The organism is Mycobacterium sp. IDUB_24, assembly GCF_055419385.1.
In genome coordinates this window covers 342,949-361,206 of sequence record NZ_JBVAXO010000006.1, presented here as the reverse complement: position 1 = coordinate 361,206, position 18,258 = coordinate 342,949, and the positions used below count along the sequence as shown (strand labels likewise).

Genomic DNA, 18,258 nt, shown 5'->3' with positions numbered 1-18,258 from the left:
TCATCGCCCCTCCTCTACATCAGATAGCGTGGCAAAGTGCCTTGGCGAGGACGATTCGGCAGGAACTGTGGAACCGCCGTGACACTTGGGGCCCTCGCGTGTGCCACTGCGTGTTCGCACGTCGTCACCGGGCAACCGGTCGCCGGAACCGACGTCCACGACACTCCGGCGCAGAGCTCACCCACCGCGAAGTGGCGAGACCATGTCCTGCCCTCGGATTGTCTACTCAGCGGAGCGCAGATGTCCGCCCTCGCCGGCGTTGGAATCGATGATGGCCTCGACGCCGTAATCAAGAACTCCGATGGGTCCGTCGGGCACAGCTGCAATTACTACGCCACCGCAGGCGGCGTGCTGTCGTTCACGGCCACGATCAAGGTCCAGGCGCCCACCGCCGGAGTGATCACCAAGGAGCTCCTCGCCGATATCGGCCGACCGGGGGCCACTGAAGTTCCCGGCGTCGGGCTACTCATGCTCATCGAACCGCTCACTGCCCCGAGGGATTTCCCTGCGATGCGCGTCGCCACGGACAAGTATCTGGCGAACGTCGTGCTTGTGGGCGGCAACATTCCCGGGCCGCCCGACGTCGCGTCGTGGACACAGGCGGCATCCGAAATCCTGGAATCCCTTCCCACCTGACAATCCAGCACGCGCACACAGCGTGCCACGCTTATCCTTCCGGATAGAAAAGAAACAGCACGCAGCCCTCCGCGGACTGCGGCACATGCCATGAGCCGGCCGGGGCGTGCAGGAAAGTGCCTGCGGCGTAGTCGTTGACGCCGTCGTTGAAGACACCGGAGACCACATAGACCTCTTCGGGACCGGGGCTGTGTAGGTCTTCACCACCCCAGACCGCTCCCGGCGCGATGGTGGTGATCGCCGCCTTGGCTCCGTTTGCGCCCCGCCAGAGTAGTTGGACGGTAATTCCGGGAAAGACTTCGATCGGGTCGACGTCAGCCGTCGACTTCCAGACGTATCCAGGCGCATTGGGACCGAACGACGCAACGTCACCGCTAGTTGTCATATGGGCACGAACCGTGCGCACCGCTTCGCAAATTCCCGACGTGTCCGGTCCCCGAACGCGTCCGGTGCGTCAGCGCCGACCGCGCTTGGCCGAGTCCGGCTTGCGAGCTACCTTGCCCGCTGCGGCGCGGGCCGCCTGCTTGGCGAGAGTTTTCTCCCGTGCGGTGCGTTTCGGTGCCGCCTCGGCCTGTCCGCGCGACGAACTGGGTTTGCGTCCCCGCACGATGCCGACGAACTCCTCGACCAGCGCCGACTGCGGCCCTTCCGAGAAGGCGAGCGCCACCGGGCAGGTGGGTGCATCGGTGATCGGTCGGTACGTGAGGTCTTTGCGGTGATGCAGCCGCGCCAGCGACTGCGGAACGATGAGCGCTCCCATTCCCGCGGCGACGAGTTCTATTGCATCTGAGGTGGTTTCGGGTCGGTGATCAACGATGGCGCCGGGAGCGCCCGCCCAGGCGACGACATCATCGAGCGGGAGCAGAGTCGGCTCACCGTCGAGGTCTGCGGCGGTGATCTCGTCGACGGCGGTGAGAAGGTGGTCGGTCGGCACCACGGCCACCGTTGTCTCCTCGTAGAGAGGGATGACGGCCAGCCCAGACGCGTCGGCCGATGGCCGGAGTAACGCCACGTCGACGGTGCCGTCCCGCACAGCGGAGGCCGCATCAGCCGCGGCGACGGCGCACAACCGCAGCGATACCCCGGGATGCCGTTCCGCCCAGATCCGCGCCCATTTCGCCGGCGTCCCACCGGGGACGTACCCGAGGGTGAGGGAGCTGGGGGCCACCATCTCAGGCTACCGATACGCTGGTGCCATGAGCAGGCCGAACGCGCAGTCCATGAAACCCGCCACCGCGGCGAAGAAACTGGACGTCTACTTGCCCGCGACACCTGCCGAGTTCCAGGAGAACGCGATTACCCGTGCCGAGCTCGCCGCGCTGCAGGCGGAGCCGCCGCAATGGCTCAAGGACCTCCGCAAGAACGGGCCGCATCCCAAGAACCTCGTGGCAGCCAAGCTGGGCATCTCGATCGCCGGTCTGGCGCGTGGCGCTGTCGGGGATGCCCTCACCACCGAGCAGATCGATCATCTGCTCGAGGAGAAGCCGGAGTGGCTGGTCGCCGAACGCGAGAGCTACCAGAACGTGCTACGCGAGGAGCGCCGCTTGAAGTCGCTGCGTGCGGAGCAGGCCCGCGAGAGCTGATCCTCAAACCGCTGGCGGACAGCGGTGATCGTTCGATGGGTCAGTGAGGTTCCGGCGTGTCCGCCGGGAGAAGGTGCGCGTACGGATCTTCGTCCGGCCCAACATGTTCGGGCATCGGATAGTAGGTCTTGATCAACAGATTGCCGGCCGGATCCCAGGCGAAAGTCTCGATGCTGTAGGCCGACTGGACGTCGGGCTCAGTGCCGAAAGAGTTCTCGCAGACCCAGGCCATCTCGTCACCATTGACCTGCACGGTGATCATCCTGATCTTCAGGATCGACTGGAACATGTCGAACGCGTCGGAGGTGGCGGCAGCGAAGCCGTGCTTCTCCTCGGTACCGACGGGGTCGAACATCCGGACCTCGCCCGGGCAGATGGTGCGCCACGACGCCACCCACTCGTCCTTCTTACCGGCGTTCCACAGCTCAGCGTGCTTTCCCGCGTGCGCCAAGCGCGCGCGCCGACTCGGAACGTTGCTCATCGTCGACTCCCTTCTGTGCACCCAGCCGTGATGCCTGGGTTGTCACCCAATGTCGGTAATTTCGCGACGCAAGAAAAATAACAGATGTAATCTTTTGGCGTGGCCAGCTCCGATGCATCTCCCGATTTGGACGGAAAAGTCGCGATAGTCACTGGTACGAGCCGTGGTGTGGGAGTGGGTATCGCGCACGAACTCCTTCGCGCAGGTGCGACGGTGATCGGCTGCTCTCGTGCACCGTTGGACAGGCTTCCTGGCACCGAGACCAACCCGGACTGGGCTGACCGTTCCGCTCAAATGGTGTGCGACCAAGCGGATTACCGGGCTATCGACGCCTTCGTCTCGCGGGTGTCCGACACCTATGGGCGCGTCGACATCCTGGTCAACAATGCCGGCGGCACCGTCCCCTCGCCATCGGTCGATGCAGTGCCCAGCCTGGTGTCGCGCATCCAAGGAGCGCCCGCCAGTGACGACGAGTACGAGCGCAGCGTGCTGTTCCATGCCTTCGCCGTACAGATGAACCTGATCAGTCCGCTGTGGTTCGCCATCCGCGCATATCGGCAGATGAAAACGCAGGACGGCACCGGTTGCATCATCAACATCTCCAGCGGGGCCAGTCATCCGGCAGGCTCCCCCACGCTGGTGTCCTACGGCGCGGCCAAAGCCGGCCTCAATCATATGACACGGTCGCTGGCCCAGGAATGGGGTCCGACGGTGCGGGTGAATTGCGTTGCGCTCGGGCCCACAGTCACCGAGAACTTCCAGTCCTTCGTGCTGCCCAAGGATGACCCGGACGGCGAGAAGTACTTCGCCCCGATCCCCCTCAAACGAGGTGGCGAGCCCGCCGAAGTGGGGCGCACCTGCGTCTTCCTCGCCTCCGGTGCGGCCGACTACATCAACGGCACCACCATCGAGATCGACGGCGGCATGCTCCCCGGAGTCCTCTACGAGGCCGGCCTCAAGACCATCACCGATCTACTCTGAAGGAAAACCATTGACCCGCCGAGTCATTCAATTCTCCACCGGCAACGTCGGTGTCCACGCCCTGCGGACCATCATCGGGCGCCCAGATCTCGAACTCGTCGGTGTGCACGCCGCATCGCCGGACAAAGTCGGGCGTGATGCCGCAGACCTCTGCGGTTTGTCCACTCCCGCCGGAGTGACCACCACGTCGGACATCGAGGAACTCGTCGCGCTGCATGCGGATTGCGTCGTCTACACCTCCCAGGCCGAAACCCGTCCGCATGAGGCCATGGCGGATCTGATCCGCTTCCTGCGTGCGGGGACGAACGTCGTCGGGACATCCTTTGTCTGGTTGGTCGCCCCCGAATTCACCGATGCATGGCTGCGTGAACCGCTGCAGCGCGCGTGCCAGGACGGCAACTCGACGCTCTACGTCAACGGCATCGACCCCGGCTTCTCCGGCGATACCCTCGTCTATTCGGCGCTGAGCCTCGCCGGCCGGGCCACCGCGATCACCGTCCAGGAGATCTGCGAATACGGCAGCTACGACGACGCCGAGTTCACCGGTGTCAGTTTCGGTTTCGGCACCGATCCCGACCACCAGCCCATCCTCTTCGCGCCGGGCGTGCTCGCGTCGATGTGGGGAATCCAAGTGCGCAGCTTGGCCCGCGACCTCGGCGTCACACTCGACGACGTACGCGAGCGACACGAGAAATGGGTGACTCCGGAACCGATCTCCACCACCATGATGGACGTCGCGCCCGGCCAGGTGGCCGCCGTCCGGTTCGCGGTGGAAGGCGTCCGCGACGGCGAGGTGATCATCACCATGGAGCACGTCAACCGACTCACCCCGAATGATGCACCGGACTGGGCCCGTCCCCCAGACGGCAGACCCGGCGTCCACCGCGTCACCGTCGAAGGCGATCCCGGTATCCGAATCGACACCCATGTCGGCGGATCCGGGATCGATCACAACATCGGCGGCGTCGTCGCCACCGCGGCGCGGGCCGTCAACGCGATCGAGGCGGTATGCCGCGCCCCCGCCGGTATCCGCGCTGCCCACGACCTCCGGCCCCTCGACCACCTTGCCGGCACGATGTGGTGACATAGGGCGCATGGCAGGGTCCCCAGTACCCCGGCGGCCGCCCAGCGGCAACCAGGAACGCGCCGAACGCACGCGCCGAACGGTCATCGACGAAACGGTGCGCTACATCCTCGACGAAGGCTTCGCGGCACCCAGCGTGCGGCGCATCACCGAGCGCGCCGGCCTCACCTGGGGCGTGGTGCAGTATCACTTCGGAGACCTCGGCGGACTGCTGATGGCAGTGGTCGACCAGGGAATCGCCGAACTCACCGGGGCACTCGAGAGACTTCGTCACGAGACAGCAAGCCTGCCCACCGATCGCCGCACCGAGGTGGTCGTCGACGCACTGTGGCAGGCGTTCTCAAGCCCGACCTCGATGGCCGCCCTCGAGATCCTCATCTCCACCCGCGCCGCGCGCGACAGCGAGGTCAACGCCCAATTATCCGACACCATGCGGGAATTCACCGAGCTCGGCAGACACCTCGGCGAAGATCTGGACGCACCACAGGCCACCGAGATCGGCAACCTCATCTGGGCGACGTTACGAGGAATCGTTCTCGCCCAAATGGTTTCGCCGCAGCCCCTGGACACCAGCAGAGATCGCCGGACCCTGGTCGACGTGCTCAACACTTATATCCGGGCACAGCGCACGCGCCCCTAGAAAGCCCAACCGGTCAGGAGACGACATGCCTTCTCACAAGGTGACATGCCCGTTGTGTGAAGCGATGTGCGGTTTGCATGTCACGGTGAGTGACGGCCACGTCCAAGGCATTCGCGCCAATCCCGACGATGTGTGGTCCCGCGGGCACATCTGCCCGAAAGGGGTGTCGCTCGGGCACCTTCACGCCGACCCCGACAGGCTGCGCCGGCCGATGGTGCGTCTGCCCGACGGCACTCACGTGGCAGTGTCCTGGGATGACGCGCTCGCCGAGACCGAACGGGTGCTGCGGCCCGTCCTCGATACCGACGGTGCCGGCGCGCTGAGTGTCTACGTCGGGAACCCCGTCGCACACAACAGCCACTTGGCCACCTACATCGGGGCGCTGATCGGCTTCGCCGAGGCGGCCGGCATGAAGGGGTACTACTCGCCGGGCACCGTCGACCAATGGCCGCTGAACGTGGTGAGCACCCTGCTGTTCGGCGGGATGTGGAACGGGCCCATCCCCGACCTCTACCGCGCGGACCACCTGGTGATCCTCGGCGCCAATCCGGCTGCCTCGCAGGGTTCCATGCTGTCGGCGCCCGACATCATGGGCCTGCTGTCCGGTGTGACGCAGCGCGGCCGCGTGGTGGTTGTCGACCCGCGCCGCACTCCGACCGCGCAGCGTGCGAGTGAGTGGGTGCCGATCCAACCCGGCACCGACGCGCTGCTGCTGTTCGCCATTCTGCGCACCCTGGCCGAGAACGGTTGGGTGCGGCGCCCCGAGCATCTGCGCGGAAAAGTCACTGGGCTCGATGAGATCATCGCGATGGCCGAGCCTTTCGTGCCCGAGAAAGTCGCTGTCACAACGGGTATCGACGCACGCACGATCCGCCGGCTGGCCGCTGACCTCGCACAGGCCGAACATCCGGTGCTGTACAGCAGAATCGGCGCCTGCACACAGGAATTCGGCACCCTGGCCACCTGGCTGGTATTTGTGATCAATACCGCCCTCGGTGTGCTCGACCGCCCCGGCGGTTCGCTGTTCCCGAAACCGGCGGTCTGGGCGCCGATGTTCGCCAAGCCACCCGACCAGAACGGGCCGGGATGGCAGTTCGGCCGCTATCGCAGCCGCGTCCGGCGAGCGCCCGAGGTGCTCAACAGCTTTCCGGTGGGCTGCCTGGCCGAGGAGATCGACACACCTGGCGAAGGTCGGCTTCGCGCGCTGATCACCGTTGCCGGTAACCCAGCTGTCTCGGCGCCGGGCGCCGGGCGCTTGTCGGCGGCGTTGGGCCGACTCGACGCGTTGATCGCGGTGGACAACTGGCTCAACGAGACCACCCGGCATGCCCATGTGATCCTGCCCGGATCATCCCCTCTGGAACTACCCCACTTCGACGACCTCTACTGGATGTACTCGGTCGCATCCTGCATCAAGTACTCGGAACCGGTCTTCGAACCCGAGCCCCAGCGTCCCCCTGAGTGGGAGTTGCTGCTGCGACTCGGTGGCGCGATGTTCGGCACGCCGGTTCCCGAGGTCGACGTCGCCGTGCTCGACGACCTCTACGTCGGTGGGATGGTCGCCACCATGTCCGGGATTCCAGGCAACCCGCTGACGGGACGTGACGCCGGGCAGGTCATGGCCGCTCTGGCCGGCAAGGGGCCAGAACGCTTGATGGATCTGGGTATTCGAGTGGGGCCGTGGGGTGATCAACTGGGCGACCGGCCGGGTGGTCTCACCCTGAGCGAGGTGCGGCGCCATCCCGATGGACTGCGGCTGGCCGAACTCGAAGGGGGACGGCTCGAGACGAGTGTGACGACGCCCTCGGGCAAGGTCGAACTGCTGCACGACCATCTGGTCAGCGATATCCCCCGGCTGCTGTCGCGTATGGAGCGCGAGACTCCCGAGCTCGTGCTGATCAGCCGACGGCATCTGCGGTCCAACAACTCCTGGCTGCACAACGTCCCTGCCCTCATGAAGGGACGTGACCGTTGCACCCTGCTCATCCACCCCGTCGACGCGGCGCGTGCCGGTGTCGAAAGCGGCGCGATGGCGAACGTCGCCACCTCCGAAGGCACCGTTACGGTGGCTGCCGAGATCACCGACGAGGTCAAACCCGGTGTGGTGTCGCTACCCCACGGCTGGGGTCACGGCCTGGAGGGAACACAGTTGGCCACCGCGAACCGTCATCCGGGAATCAACAACAACCTGCTCAATCCCACCAACATCATCGATGTGCCGAGCAACACCCATGCGATCAATGGCGTTCCCTGCCACGTGAGCCCGGCCTGACATCACCGCGGCATGACTGCTGCCCCCAACGGTTTCATCAATGATCGCGACATTCTTGCGCTGGCCGATAGGCAGGCGTCATGTGGCGCTGCCTTTACTCGGTTCTGGCGGGCAGATTCATTCCAAGGCTGTACAGCGTGCTGGTGACGTACTTGGCCAGCACGCTCTCGCGGATGGGTGCGGGTTCGCGCAGCGTGGTGAGTAAGGCGTAGAGCCCGAGCAGAAAGAAGACGGCCGAGTGGAACGAATCCACATCGGCGCGGGCATCGCCTCGGTTGCGTGCGCGCAGGATCTCCGCTGCCAGGAGCACGATGGTGGGATGGTCGGTCCATGCGTCGTCGTCGGGGCGTGCTGAGGAGAAGTACAAACCCAAAACGTCGCGGAACAGCAGTGGCCCCCAACGGTCTTCAAGGTCCACTACTAGGCGGACGATCTCGTTGAGCACCGTCGGCAGATCGTGTCTGGTCTCCAGGAAACGGCCAAGTTCCTCCGCGACGCGGGCTTCCTCGCGACGGATCAATTCGAGCAACACGTGTTCGCGCGTCGGGAAGTGAAAATTGAAGGTTGACCGCCCCACCCCCGCCGCGTTGACGACGGCGTTGATGTCAGCAGCAGCGGTCCCCACGCGGCTGAATTCCACGATGGCGGCATCAAGTACTCGCTCACGCGTCTGTTGACGCTGCGCCACGCGCTGGTTCGGCACACCTTGCACCCCCGTATTGTGCCTCATTGCGCAAGATTTAATGAAACTGTTCATTGAGTAGATCCCGAAACGAACGGCATATTTGCAGCCTCCACGAGACTATATCCCCGATAAATCCCTAATCAAGGGCACTATTGAGCCTCAGCGCGGGACACGAGCGACTAGCCGGCCCGGGAGTATTTCGTTGACACTCTTCAGCGAAATCGGGTAGGAATAGCACGCCGCTGTGCGGCGGACGACACCTGACTTGCGAGGGGTTCACAGCAATGACCGAACAGCAGACGGACCTGAAACCGGTCGACACCGGGAAGCGAACGGGGGTCGCGATCACGGCGTTGTGGTGGGTGCTGGGCCTCGGTGTTCTGGTGTTCGTCGGCGCGCACGCCAAGCTGGGTGCCGACGAAGCGCGCATCGCCAATCCGCAGCCCTCGGAGGAAGCCTGGCGCGCGGTCGAGGGTCTGCCGAATTGGGCGCCGATGTGCAACATCTGGACGTTGGTGATGATGATCGTCGGCGGAGCGGCGTTCGTCTACGGGTGGCGTAAACATCCCCGCCACCCGTATCTGCTGTTGGTGCTGGCCGGCACGGCGCTGCCGTGGCTGGACCCACAAGCCGACTGGGTGTCGTACTCGGTGTTCAGTCCCGATCTGTGGCACTTCCCGGTCGACTGGCCGTGGGTGTCGATATCTCCTTTGGTCGAGCCGTTCGTGTGCATCGCCTACGCCTCGGTGCTCATCGTGCCGGCATTCGTGGCAATCCCGCTGCTGCGCAAACTGCAGGGCCGCCGCCCGCTCGACAGCTTCGTATGGCGCCACCCGCTGATCACCCTGAGCGCGATCACGTTCGTGATCGGGTTCGCCCTGGACGCGGTGGTCGAGATCGTGTGCATCAGCAAGCGCGTGTACGCCTACTCACAGGTGCCCGAATTCGGGTCCATCTTCGTCGGCCAGTACAACCAGTTCCCTCTGCTGTGGGAAAGTGGGCTGGCCACCTCGATGATGATCGCCGCCTCGATCATGGTCTACCGCGATGACACCGGCCGGACTCAGGCTGAAAAGCTCGCCCAGCGGCTGCGCCTGTTGCCCACCCGCCCCGCACTCGCGTCGTTCCTGGTGATGTTCATGGCGTTGACCCTGTCCTACCTCGCTGTGTACGGCGGAGGCTTCCTGATCATCCGTGCCGGCAAGCTCTCCACGTCGGCGGCCTGCCCCTGGCCGTTCCCGGAGACGAAAGTGTATGACCCGCAAGGCTTCTACGAGAAAGCCGGCCACCCCGGGCCGTTCTTCGAGGGCAAGTGGAACACCTGGCTCTCCGGGCAACCCGACGGCCGCCCCACCATCGACGGACCGGTGCAGGCAGGGCGCTGCGGCCCGGGCCATGACTAAACCCCACGATGCGGCACCCGCACATGCGAATCCCGTCATGACGCCTGACGAGCAGGCCGCGCGCCGGTTTGACTTGTTCGCCTCCGCTCTGGCCGGCCGCACGCTGCGCGTCGTCTATGGCGAGCGCGGAGAATCGGCATGGACCGACGGCAACACCCTGGTCATCGACCCGGCCAGCAGCGAGCACGACCAGCTCACCGCGGTAACTGTGCAGGCCTGCCTGATCGCTGGCGGCAGCTTGCACCCCGACACCATGCGCGGGCTGCGACGGCGCCCCAAGCTCGCGGCACGCTACCTGGCCCTAGAGGGTCCGCGTGCGCTGTGGGTCAACCAGGCAGTGCTTCCCCCGTCACCGCACCCGGTCATCGACCCACAGACCGCGCCCCGCAGCACCTCACCCTCAGCATCGTTCACGCTCGCCTCGTCTCGCCAGCCCCTGTCCGCCCCGCCCGCGGCGTTTGGCGTGATCCGCGCCAAACAGGTGTTGGCCGCCCACACCGACAGTTCCCGCGACACCAATGCCGAACCCCAGCATGCGCCGCGGTGCGAGTCCGGGCAGTTGGCCGACCTTGACGACGAAGACGACCTCGACGACGACGGGGCTGGCGCGGGGGCGGACATGTTCTCCGTCGGGGGTACGGCCGGGGCACTGGGCCGACTGCTGCAACGCCTACTCAAATCCGTGCGCAGCGGTGACGGCGAAGGCTCCCCAGGCACCGACGCGGCCACGCACCTCGGCCGTCGCACCACCGCCCGGCGCGGCATTTCCGTGATGTCCTCAGCGGCCGGGGCGGCCGCCGAGGTTACCGGCACACCCAACCCCAGCACCCTGACCTATCCAGAGTGGGATGTCACCGTCAAGCGCTACCGCCCCAACTGGTGCACCGTCAACGAGACCGACCCACCGCTGCGCGACGCCCCGGACATACCGGTCGCGCTCGACGCTGCGCGGCTACGCAAAACCCTTGCCCGACTTACCCTCGGGCTCGATCAATGCCACCGCCAACCCCACGGCGACGACATCGACCTCGACGCCGCGATCGAGGCCCGGGTGCAAGCCCGGGCGTCCTCCACACCGGACGAGAACCTCTACATCGCCAGCCTGCGCCGCCGCCGCGACCTCTCAGTGCTGGTACTACTCGACATCTCCGGCTCAGCCGGCGAACCCGACGGCCGCGGCGTTACCGTGCACGAACGACAACGCAGCGCCGCCGCCGCGATCGCCAGCGCCCTCTATGACCTCGGTGACCGAGTCGGGCTCTACGCCTACAACTCCCACGGCCGCAACGCAGTCAACGTATTCCCGGTCAAACGGTTCAACGACAGATGGAATGCAGCCACCCTGCAACGACTGCACAGCCTCACCCCCGGCGCCTACTCCCGACTAGGGGCGGCGATCCGCCACGGCGCCGCCGTACTGGAGGCCCAAGGCGGCACGATGCGACGGCTACTCATCGTGTTGTCCGACGGACTGGCCTATGACCACGGCTACGACAAGGACTACGGCGCCGCCGACTCCCGCCGAGCCCTCGCAGAAGCCCGCCGTCGCGGCACCGCAGCACTGTGCCTAACCTTCGGCGCCAACACCGACGCCCCCTCTCTCCGGCGAGTATTCGGAACCGCCGCACACGCCACGGTGGCCGACCACACCCAACTCGCACACGCAGTCAACACGCTCGTGCGCACCGCGCTGCGTTCTGCTGACGTCCGCAAAGCGACATAGCCAAGCCCCACGATCCATCACCAGCGGAAGGACACCCATGACCGCCACCGAAGCCCACCGATCAGACCGCGACGCGCCAACCATCTCCGAACGGCCCTTTTACGTCGCCACCGGTGATGAGGAACAAACCTTCACCGCGGCCTACCACCAGCACCTGTCCATCCTGCTCAAAGGACCCACCGGATGCGGGAAAACCCGCTTCGTCGAAGCCATGGCCCACGACCTGGGCCGCCCCCTGATTACAGTCGCCTGCCACGACGACCTGACCACCGCCGACCTCGTCGGCCGCTTCCACCTCCGCGGCGGCGACACCCAATGGGTCGACGGACCCCTAACCCGCGCTGTGCGCGAGGGAGCTATCTGCTACCTCGACGAAATTGTCGAGGCCCGCCAAGACACCACCGTGGTATTGCATCCCCTCGCCGACCACCGACGTCAGCTACCCATCGAACGCCTCGGCGTTACCCTCGACGCCGCCCCGGGGTTCGGACTCGTCGTGTCCTATAACCCCGGCTATCAAAGCGTCCTCAAAGACCTCAAAGACTCCACCCGTCAACGCATGGTCGGCATCGAATTCGACTTCCCCACAGCCGAAACCGAAGAAACAATCCTCACACAAGAAGCAGCCATCACCCTCGACACAGCCAAACACCTCGTCCGACTCGGCCAAGCCATCCGCCGACTCGAAGCACCAGGACTTCGCGAAGTCGCCTCCACCCGCGTGCTCATCGCTGCCGGACGACTCATCGCCAACGGCCTAACACCCCGCAACGCCGCCAAAGCTGCTGTCGCCGCACCCCTCAGCGACGACCCTGCAGTCCAAACAGGACTGCGACAGATGATCGAGACCTACCTGCCGTAGCGGTCCTAGCCTCGCAGTAGCAGGCTCACCGGACGAGACACGATGTACGCCATCTCGGCTCTCCGCCAACGAGGCATAGCCGCTGGCGGCTGATAGAACGGGCTCTCTTCGGAAGTCCTACATAGCGATACACGACCTCCGACCAAAGCCTGATCCCGTAAATCAGGCCACCGGTCGAAAGCTCGGCTGTCGCAGAATCTGCGCTGTCAGCGACCAGTCGTCACAACATGCAGCTGACGCAGTTTTCAACCTCAGTGCCTTGAAGCGCCATCTGCCGCAACCGGATGTAGTACAGCGTCTTGATTCCCTTGCGCCAGGCGTAGATCTGCGCCTTGTTGACCTCACGGGTGTCGGCGGTGTCCTTGAAGAACAACGTCAGGCTCAGCCCCTGGTCCACATGCTGGGTGGCCGCGGCGTAGGTGTCGATGATCTTCTCGTAGCCGATCTCATACGCATCCTGGTAGTAGTCCAGGTTGTCGTTGGTCAGGTACGGCGCCGGGTAATAGACGCGACCGATCTTGCCTTCCTTGCGGATCTCGATCTTGCTCGCCACCGGGTGGATCGAGGATGTCGAGTGGTTGATGTAGGAGATCGACCCGGTCGGCGGGACGGCCTGGAGGTTCTGGTTGTAGATGCCGTGCTTCTGCACCGACTCCTTCAACTGCTTCCAGTCGTCCTGCGTCGGGATGTGGATCTCCGCGTCGGCGAAGATCTGCCGGACCTTGTCGGTGGCCGGCTCCCACACCTGATCGGTGTACTTGTCGAAGAACTCACCCGATGCGTACTTGGAGTCCTCGAATCCGCCGAAGCGCGTACCACGTTCGATCGCAATGAGATTCGACGCCCGCAGGGCGTGGAACAGCACGGTGTAGAAGTAGATGTTGGTGAAGTCGACGCCCTCTTCGGAGCCGTAGTGGATCCGCTCACGGGCCAGATACCCGTGCAGGTTCATCTGCCCCAGGCCGATCGCGTGCGAGCTGTTGTTGCCCTGTTCGATGGACGGCACCGACCAGATGTGGGTCTGATCGCTCACCGCGGTCAGCGCCCGGATCGACGTCTCGATGGTCTGCGCGAAATCCGGCGAATCCATAGCCTTGGCGATGTTCAGCGAACCGAGGTTGCACGAGATGTCCTTGCCCACTTTGGCGTAGGACAGGTCCTCGTTGAACAGCGACGGCGTGGAGACCTGAAGGATCTCCGAGCACAGGTTCGAGTGGGTGATCTTGCCGGCAATCGGGTTGGCCCGGTTCACCGTGTCCTCGTACATGATGTACGGATAGCCCGACTCGAACTGCAGCTCGGCCAGTGTCTGGAAGAACTCGCGGGCCTTGATCTTGGTCTTGCGGATCCGGCCGTCGTTGACCATCTCGTGGTACTTCTCGGTCACCGAGATGTCGGCGAACGGGACGCCGTAGACCTTCTCGACGTCGTACGGCGAGAAGAGGTACATGTCTTCGTTCTTCTTGGCCAGCTCGAAGGTGATGTCCGGGATCACCACGCCCAGCGAGAGCGTCTTGATCCGGATCTTCTCGTCGGCGTTCTCGCGCTTGGTGTCGAGGAACCGGTAGATGTCGGGGTGATGTGCGTGCAGATACACCGCGCCGGCGCCCTGGCGCGCGCCGAGCTGATTGGCGTAGGAGAACGAGTCCTCCAGCAGCTTCATGATCGGGATGACGCCCGAGCTCTGGTTCTCGATGTTCTTGATCGGCGCGCCGTGCTCACGAATATTGGTCAACAGCAAGGCAACTCCGCCACCGCGCTTGGACAGCTGCAGGGCCGAGTTGATGGAGCGCCCGATGGACTCCATGTTGTCCTCGATGCGGAGCAGGAAGCAGGACACCGGCTCGCCGCGCTGCTTCTTGCCTGAGTTGAGGAATGTGGGGGTGGCCGGCTGGAAGCGACCGTCGATGATCTCGTCGACGAGCTTTTCGGCCAGCACCGTGTCGCCGGCGGCCAGGGTCAGCGCGACCATCACCACACGATCTTCGAAACGCTCGAGATAGCGCTTCCCGTCAAAGGTCTTGAGCGTGTAGGAGGTGTAGTACTTGAACGCGCCCAGGAACGTCGGGAACCGGAACTTCTTGGCGAATGCCCGGTCGAGCAGCTGCTTGACGAAATTGCGGCTGTACTGGTCGAGCACCTCGCGCTCGTAGTACTCCTTCTCGATCAGGTAGTCGAGCTTCTCGTCCTGACTGTGGAAGAACACCGTGTTCTGGTTGACGTGCTGCAGGAAGTACTCCCGTGCGGCGAGCACATCCTTGTCGAACTGAATCTTGCCGTCGGCGTCGTACAGATTCAGCATCGCGTTGAGCGCGTGGTAATCCGTCTCGCCGGGAAGCGCATGCGCGGCGGTGGTTACAGGCTCTGCAGCTGTGACGGTTGGTGGCACGTCTGATCCTTCCAAAAGTCTTTCAAACCCTCGCGGACGGCGTCGACATCGTCCGGGGTACCCATCAGCTCGAAGCGGTACAGGTACGGCACACCGCATTTGCGCGAAATTACATCGCCCGCGTAGGCGAACTCCGCACCGAAATTGTTGTTGCCCGCGGCGATGACGCCGCGGATCAACGACCGATTGTGTTCATTGTTCAAAAAGGCGATGACCTGCTTGGGCACGTAACCACCGTTGTTGACATCGGGAGTGGCACGGCCGCCGCCGTAGGTGGGCAGGATCAGAACGTAGGGCTCATCCACCTCGATGCGGCCGTGCAGCGGGATCCGGGTGACACGGTCTTCGGGCCACCCCAGCTTCTGGACGAAGCGGTGGGTGTTCTCCGAGACGCTGGAGAAGTAGACGAGATGGCTCATCGTGTCCAGCTCCTCTCCCGTGGTGGTGATGCCTTTCGTTACGCCGTCGCCGCGACCGTGCTCAGCGCCTTGATCCGATCGGGACGGAAGCCTGACCAGTGGTCGTTGCCGGCCACCACGACCGGGGCCTGCAGGTAGCCGAGCGCCATGACGTAGTCACGGGCCTCGCTGTCGAGGGTGATGTCGACCTTCTCGAAGGCGATGCCCTGCTTTTCCAACGCCTTGTAGGTGGCGTTGCACTGCACGCATGCGGGCTTGGTGTACACGGTGACGGTCATCTTCGGTACGGCTCCTCTTGCGGAAAGTGAAAAAACTAGACAGGTGACTGGCAACTGATCGGGTCTTACGTTTCGCTTAAGTTCAGCGACCGCCGGGCCGCCAAAATTCCTGCCGGTCGAAGCCGCTCTCCGGCTGGTCTTGAAACCGACTCGGCCGGATTCGCTGCGCTCCGGCCGGCTCCCGAACTGTGGTGGCCTGTCGGTCTCACAGACACTACACCTAGTGGCCGACAGTTCGAAGTCATACAACATGTTCTGAATAACATTTCTGAAATTCCCAGGTCGTAAGCTTGCCAGCAACCACACCGACGGCGTGTCGTGCCCGACTTGACAGACCGTGTCGCGCCGCGCCTCTAGATGTACCAGCAGCCACCGACAAGGTGGCCTCACGGACACCGGCGGACCCCCCAATAGCAAAGCCGCCGGCCGGGTCAGGACGACCCAGCCGGCGGCAAGATTTTGCCGGAAAGCGGCGCAAACGGCAAAACGCGAAGACGACCCCTCAGTCGACCTCGACTGTGAGCTTGCCCACAATGTCACGCAGAGCCTCGGCCACCTCGGCGTTCTCCCTCGGATGCTTGCCGTCGAGCGACTTGGCCGGCACCGAAAGCGTCAGATCCTCGACCACGCGGGGTCCGGCGATGCCGAATGATTTCCGCGTCTCGTCGTGCGCCCACACGCCGCCGTACTGCCCGAGCGCCGCCCCGACCACCGCCAGCGGCTTGTCCTTGAGCGCGCCATTGCCGAACGGCCGCGACAGCCAATCGATGGCGTTCTTCAACACCCCCGGGATGCTTCCGTTGTATTCGGGAGTGACCACGAGTGCGGCATCGGCCTCGCCGGCCGCCGCCCGCAGTGCCACCACGGGTTCGGCCACGTCCGCGGTGTCGATGTCCTCGTTATAGAAGGGCAGCTCCCCCAGCCGATCGAAGATCTTCAGCTCTACCCCGTCGGGCGCCTGCTCTACCGCCAACTCGGCGAGTTGACGGTTGATCGACGCCGCCCGCAAGCTTCCCACCAACACCAGCACCTTGACTTCGGCCATATTCACGCTCCTTGTTCGACTCGCCCGATTCTCGCAACAGTCAACCGGACTGTGGTCCGATTAATTCCACCTGAGTTAAAGTGCAGTTGTGGCAGCCTCCGACCGCCCGCCCCGGCTCGCGGGCATCGACCCGGCGCCACCAGAACGCGGCCCAGGCCGTGTTGACGCCGCCCGGAACCGCGCCCTGATCCTCGACGCTGCACGTCGGCTCGTCGCCGAACGCGGCCCCGACGCGGTCAGCACCGACGATATCGCGGTCGAGGCCGGCGTCGGCAAGGGAACTTTGTTCCGAAGATTCGGTAGCCGTGCCGGACTGATGATGGTGCTGCTCGACGAGGACGAGACCGCCGAACAGGACGCCTTCATGTTCGGCCCACCCCCGCTGGGCCCCGGGGCGCCGCCACTGGAACGGCTGCTGGCCTACGGCGCGGACCGGCTCAGGTTCGTGCACTGCCACCAGGCGCTGCTGTCCGATGCCATCCGGGATTCCGCTCTGCGCTACACCGGCCCGTTCACCCTGCACCGCACGCATGTCCGGATGCTGCTCGAAACTGCCGGCACCACCGGCGATCTCGATGCACAGGCCGATGCCCTGATTGCTCTGCTCGACCCCGACTATGTCGCCCACCAACTGTCCCTCGGCCGGCGCCTCGACGACCTCGCCTCCGCGTGGCAGGACACCGCACGCAAGTTGTGCGGCCACTAGCGCCATGACCGCCTGGGTGCTACATGTCGACCTGGATCAGTTCCTGGCCTCGGTCGAGTTGCGGCGCCACCCTGAACTGCAGGGCCTGCCCGTCATCGTCGGCGGCAGCGGTGATCCCACCGAACCGCGCAAGGTGGTCACCTGCGCGTCATACGAGGCGCGCGAGTTCGGGGTGCACGCCGGGATGCCGCTGCGCACGGCCGCACGCAAATGCCCGGACGCCACGTTCCTCCCTTCGGACCCGGACGCCTACGACGAGGCTTCCGAACAGGTGATGGGTCTGCTGCGCGATCTCGGCCACCCGCTGGAGGTCTGGGGCTGGGACGAGGCCTACCTGGGTGCGGAGGTGGACGATCCGGTCGAGTTGGCCGAACGCATCCGCGCGGTGATCGCCGCCGAGACCGGGCTGTCCTGCTCGGTGGGCATCAGCGACAACAAACAGCGCGCCAAGGTCGCGACCGGACTGGCCAAGCCCGCGGGCGTCTACCTGCTCACCGAGACCAATTGGATGTCGGTGATGGGTGACCGTCCGACCGATGCGCTGTGGGGCGTCGGACCCAAGACCACCAAAAAGCTTGCCACGCTGGGCATCACCACGGTCGCCGATCTTGCCGCCACCGATGCCACCGTGCTCACTTCGGCCTTCGGACCGAGTACCGGGCTGTGGATCCTGTTGCTGGCCAAGGGCGGCGGCGACACCGAGGTGAGCTCCGAGCCCTGGATTCCGCGCTCACGCAGTCACGTCGTCACCTTCGCCCAGGACCTCACCGACCGCAGCGAGATGGACGACGCGATCCGCGAACTGACCCGGCGGACCCTCGACGAGGTGGTCGAACAGGGTCGCATCGTCACCCGGGTGGCGGTCACGGTGCGCACCAGCACCTTCTACACCCGCACCAAGATCCGCAAGCTGAGTTCGCCGAGCATCGACGCGGAAGTCATCACCGAGACCGCGCTGGCCGTGTTCGATCAGTTCGACCTGGACCGGCCGATCCGACTGCTCGGGATCCGTCTGGAGCTCTCGATGGACGACGTTCCCGCCGCCGCGACTGTCACAGCACACCAATAACC

19 protein-coding genes are annotated in these 18,258 nt (G+C 64.8%); 11 read left to right on the top strand and 8 right to left on the bottom strand.

Translation table 11 applies throughout. The features are described from left to right. Positions 1–78 precede the first annotated feature (78 nt). Positions 79–636, top strand: coding sequence for a hypothetical protein (locus ACZYZF_RS22040; protein WP_463744312.1), 558 nt, complete (start codon positions 79–81; stop codon positions 634–636). A 31-nt stretch (positions 637–667) separates the two neighbouring features. Here ACZYZF_RS22040 and ACZYZF_RS22035 read toward each other — a convergent pair whose 3' ends face one another. Then, positions 668–1,021, bottom strand: a complete 354-nt coding sequence (locus ACZYZF_RS22035; RefSeq protein ID WP_463744313.1) for a cupin domain-containing protein — start codon at positions 1,019–1,021, stop codon at positions 668–670. A gap of 69 nt (positions 1,022–1,090) precedes the next feature. Then, complete coding sequence (locus ACZYZF_RS22030; protein ID WP_463836820.1) at positions 1,091–1,807, bottom strand: LysR family substrate-binding domain-containing protein; 717 nt, start codon at positions 1,805–1,807, stop codon at positions 1,091–1,093. Between the two features lie 25 nt (positions 1,808–1,832). Between ACZYZF_RS22030 and ACZYZF_RS22025 the strand changes: the two genes are divergently transcribed. Next, entirely contained in the window at positions 1,833–2,219 is a 387-nt protein-coding gene (locus tag ACZYZF_RS22025) for a DUF5997 family protein (protein ID WP_463836819.1), read from the top strand. Positions 2,220–2,259: 40 nt separating this feature from the next. On the opposite strand, the gene ACZYZF_RS22020 is transcribed toward ACZYZF_RS22025, so the two are convergent. Continuing rightward, on the bottom strand, positions 2,260–2,700 hold the full coding sequence (locus ACZYZF_RS22020) for a hypothetical protein (protein WP_463836818.1): 441 nt from the start codon (positions 2,698–2,700) through the stop codon (positions 2,260–2,262). A 99-nt stretch (positions 2,701–2,799) separates the two neighbouring features. On the opposite strand from ACZYZF_RS22020, the gene ACZYZF_RS22015 reads away from it, so the two are divergent. From ACZYZF_RS22015 to ACZYZF_RS22000, 4 genes are read left to right on the top strand one after another with little or no spacing between them, the layout of a single operon-like run. Next, on the top strand, positions 2,800–3,681 hold the full coding sequence (locus ACZYZF_RS22015; protein WP_463836817.1) for an SDR family oxidoreductase: 882 nt from the start codon (positions 2,800–2,802) through the stop codon (positions 3,679–3,681). Positions 3,682–3,691: 10 nt separating this feature from the next. Next, the gene (locus tag ACZYZF_RS22010) at positions 3,692–4,765 is read left to right on the top strand and encodes an NAD(P)H-dependent amine dehydrogenase family protein (RefSeq protein ID WP_463744318.1); all 1,074 of its coding nucleotides are present in this window, start codon (positions 3,692–3,694) and stop codon (positions 4,763–4,765) included. Positions 4,766–4,775: 10 nt separating this feature from the next. Then, positions 4,776–5,405 (top strand): TetR/AcrR family transcriptional regulator, encoded by a 630-nt coding sequence (locus ACZYZF_RS22005; protein WP_463744319.1) that lies wholly within the window; start codon positions 4,776–4,778, stop codon positions 5,403–5,405. Between the two features lie 25 nt (positions 5,406–5,430). Then, positions 5,431–7,677: a molybdopterin-dependent oxidoreductase gene (locus ACZYZF_RS22000; RefSeq protein WP_463836816.1), complete on the top strand. Its 2,247-nt coding sequence runs from the start codon at positions 5,431–5,433 to the stop codon at positions 7,675–7,677. Between the two features lie 94 nt (positions 7,678–7,771). On the opposite strand, the gene ACZYZF_RS21995 is transcribed toward ACZYZF_RS22000, so the two are convergent. Further along, positions 7,772–8,407 (bottom strand): TetR/AcrR family transcriptional regulator, encoded by a 636-nt coding sequence (locus ACZYZF_RS21995; protein WP_463745253.1) that lies wholly within the window; start codon positions 8,405–8,407, stop codon positions 7,772–7,774. 239 nt (positions 8,408–8,646) lie between these two features. Here ACZYZF_RS21995 and ACZYZF_RS21990 point away from each other — a divergent pair, with 239 nt between their 5' ends. The 3 genes from ACZYZF_RS21990 to ACZYZF_RS21980 are packed head-to-tail and all read left to right on the top strand — an operon-like array spanning position 8,647 to position 12,350. Continuing rightward, positions 8,647–9,765 carry a spirocyclase AveC family protein gene (locus ACZYZF_RS21990; RefSeq protein ID WP_463836815.1) on the top strand — a complete coding sequence of 373 codons (1,119 nt, stop codon included), beginning with the start codon at positions 8,647–8,649 and terminating at the stop codon, positions 9,763–9,765. Beyond that, positions 9,758–11,488: a nitric oxide reductase activation protein NorD gene (locus tag ACZYZF_RS21985; RefSeq protein ID WP_463744322.1), complete on the top strand. Its 1,731-nt coding sequence runs from the start codon at positions 9,758–9,760 to the stop codon at positions 11,486–11,488. The genes ACZYZF_RS21990 and ACZYZF_RS21985 overlap by 8 nt, the downstream gene beginning before the upstream one ends. Before the next feature lie 37 nt (positions 11,489–11,525). Then, positions 11,526–12,350, top strand: coding sequence for an AAA family ATPase (locus ACZYZF_RS21980; RefSeq protein ID WP_463744323.1), 825 nt, complete (start codon positions 11,526–11,528; stop codon positions 12,348–12,350). A 220-nt stretch (positions 12,351–12,570) separates the two neighbouring features. Here ACZYZF_RS21980 and nrdE read toward each other — a convergent pair whose 3' ends face one another. The 4 genes from nrdE to ACZYZF_RS21960 all read right to left on the bottom strand — a co-directional run bounded on the left by nrdE (position 12,571) and on the right by ACZYZF_RS21960 (position 16,481). Then, entirely contained in the window at positions 12,571–14,739 is a 2,169-nt protein-coding gene (gene nrdE, locus ACZYZF_RS21975; RefSeq protein ID WP_463744324.1) for a class 1b ribonucleoside-diphosphate reductase subunit alpha, read from the bottom strand. After that, positions 14,706–15,158, bottom strand: coding sequence for a class Ib ribonucleoside-diphosphate reductase assembly flavoprotein NrdI (nrdI, locus tag ACZYZF_RS21970; protein ID WP_463744325.1), 453 nt, complete (start codon positions 15,156–15,158; stop codon positions 14,706–14,708). The genes nrdE and nrdI overlap by 34 nt, the downstream gene beginning before the upstream one ends. A 38-nt stretch (positions 15,159–15,196) precedes the next feature. Further along, positions 15,197–15,436 (bottom strand): redoxin NrdH, encoded by a 240-nt coding sequence (locus ACZYZF_RS21965; protein ID WP_166903969.1) that lies wholly within the window; start codon positions 15,434–15,436, stop codon positions 15,197–15,199. A 502-nt stretch (positions 15,437–15,938) separates the two neighbouring features. Beyond that, on the bottom strand, positions 15,939–16,481 hold the full coding sequence (locus ACZYZF_RS21960) for an NADPH-dependent FMN reductase (protein WP_463836814.1): 543 nt from the start codon (positions 16,479–16,481) through the stop codon (positions 15,939–15,941). A gap of 88 nt (positions 16,482–16,569) precedes the next feature. Here ACZYZF_RS21960 and ACZYZF_RS21955 point away from each other — a divergent pair, with 88 nt between their 5' ends. Both ACZYZF_RS21955 and ACZYZF_RS21950 read left to right on the top strand, forming a co-directional pair. Next, on the top strand, positions 16,570–17,187 hold the full coding sequence (locus ACZYZF_RS21955; RefSeq protein ID WP_463744327.1) for a TetR/AcrR family transcriptional regulator: 618 nt from the start codon (positions 16,570–16,572) through the stop codon (positions 17,185–17,187). 4 nt (positions 17,188–17,191) lie between these two features. Next, entirely contained in the window at positions 17,192–18,256 is a 1,065-nt protein-coding gene (locus ACZYZF_RS21950) for a DNA polymerase IV (RefSeq protein ID WP_463836813.1), read from the top strand. Positions 18,257–18,258 lie beyond the last annotated feature (2 nt).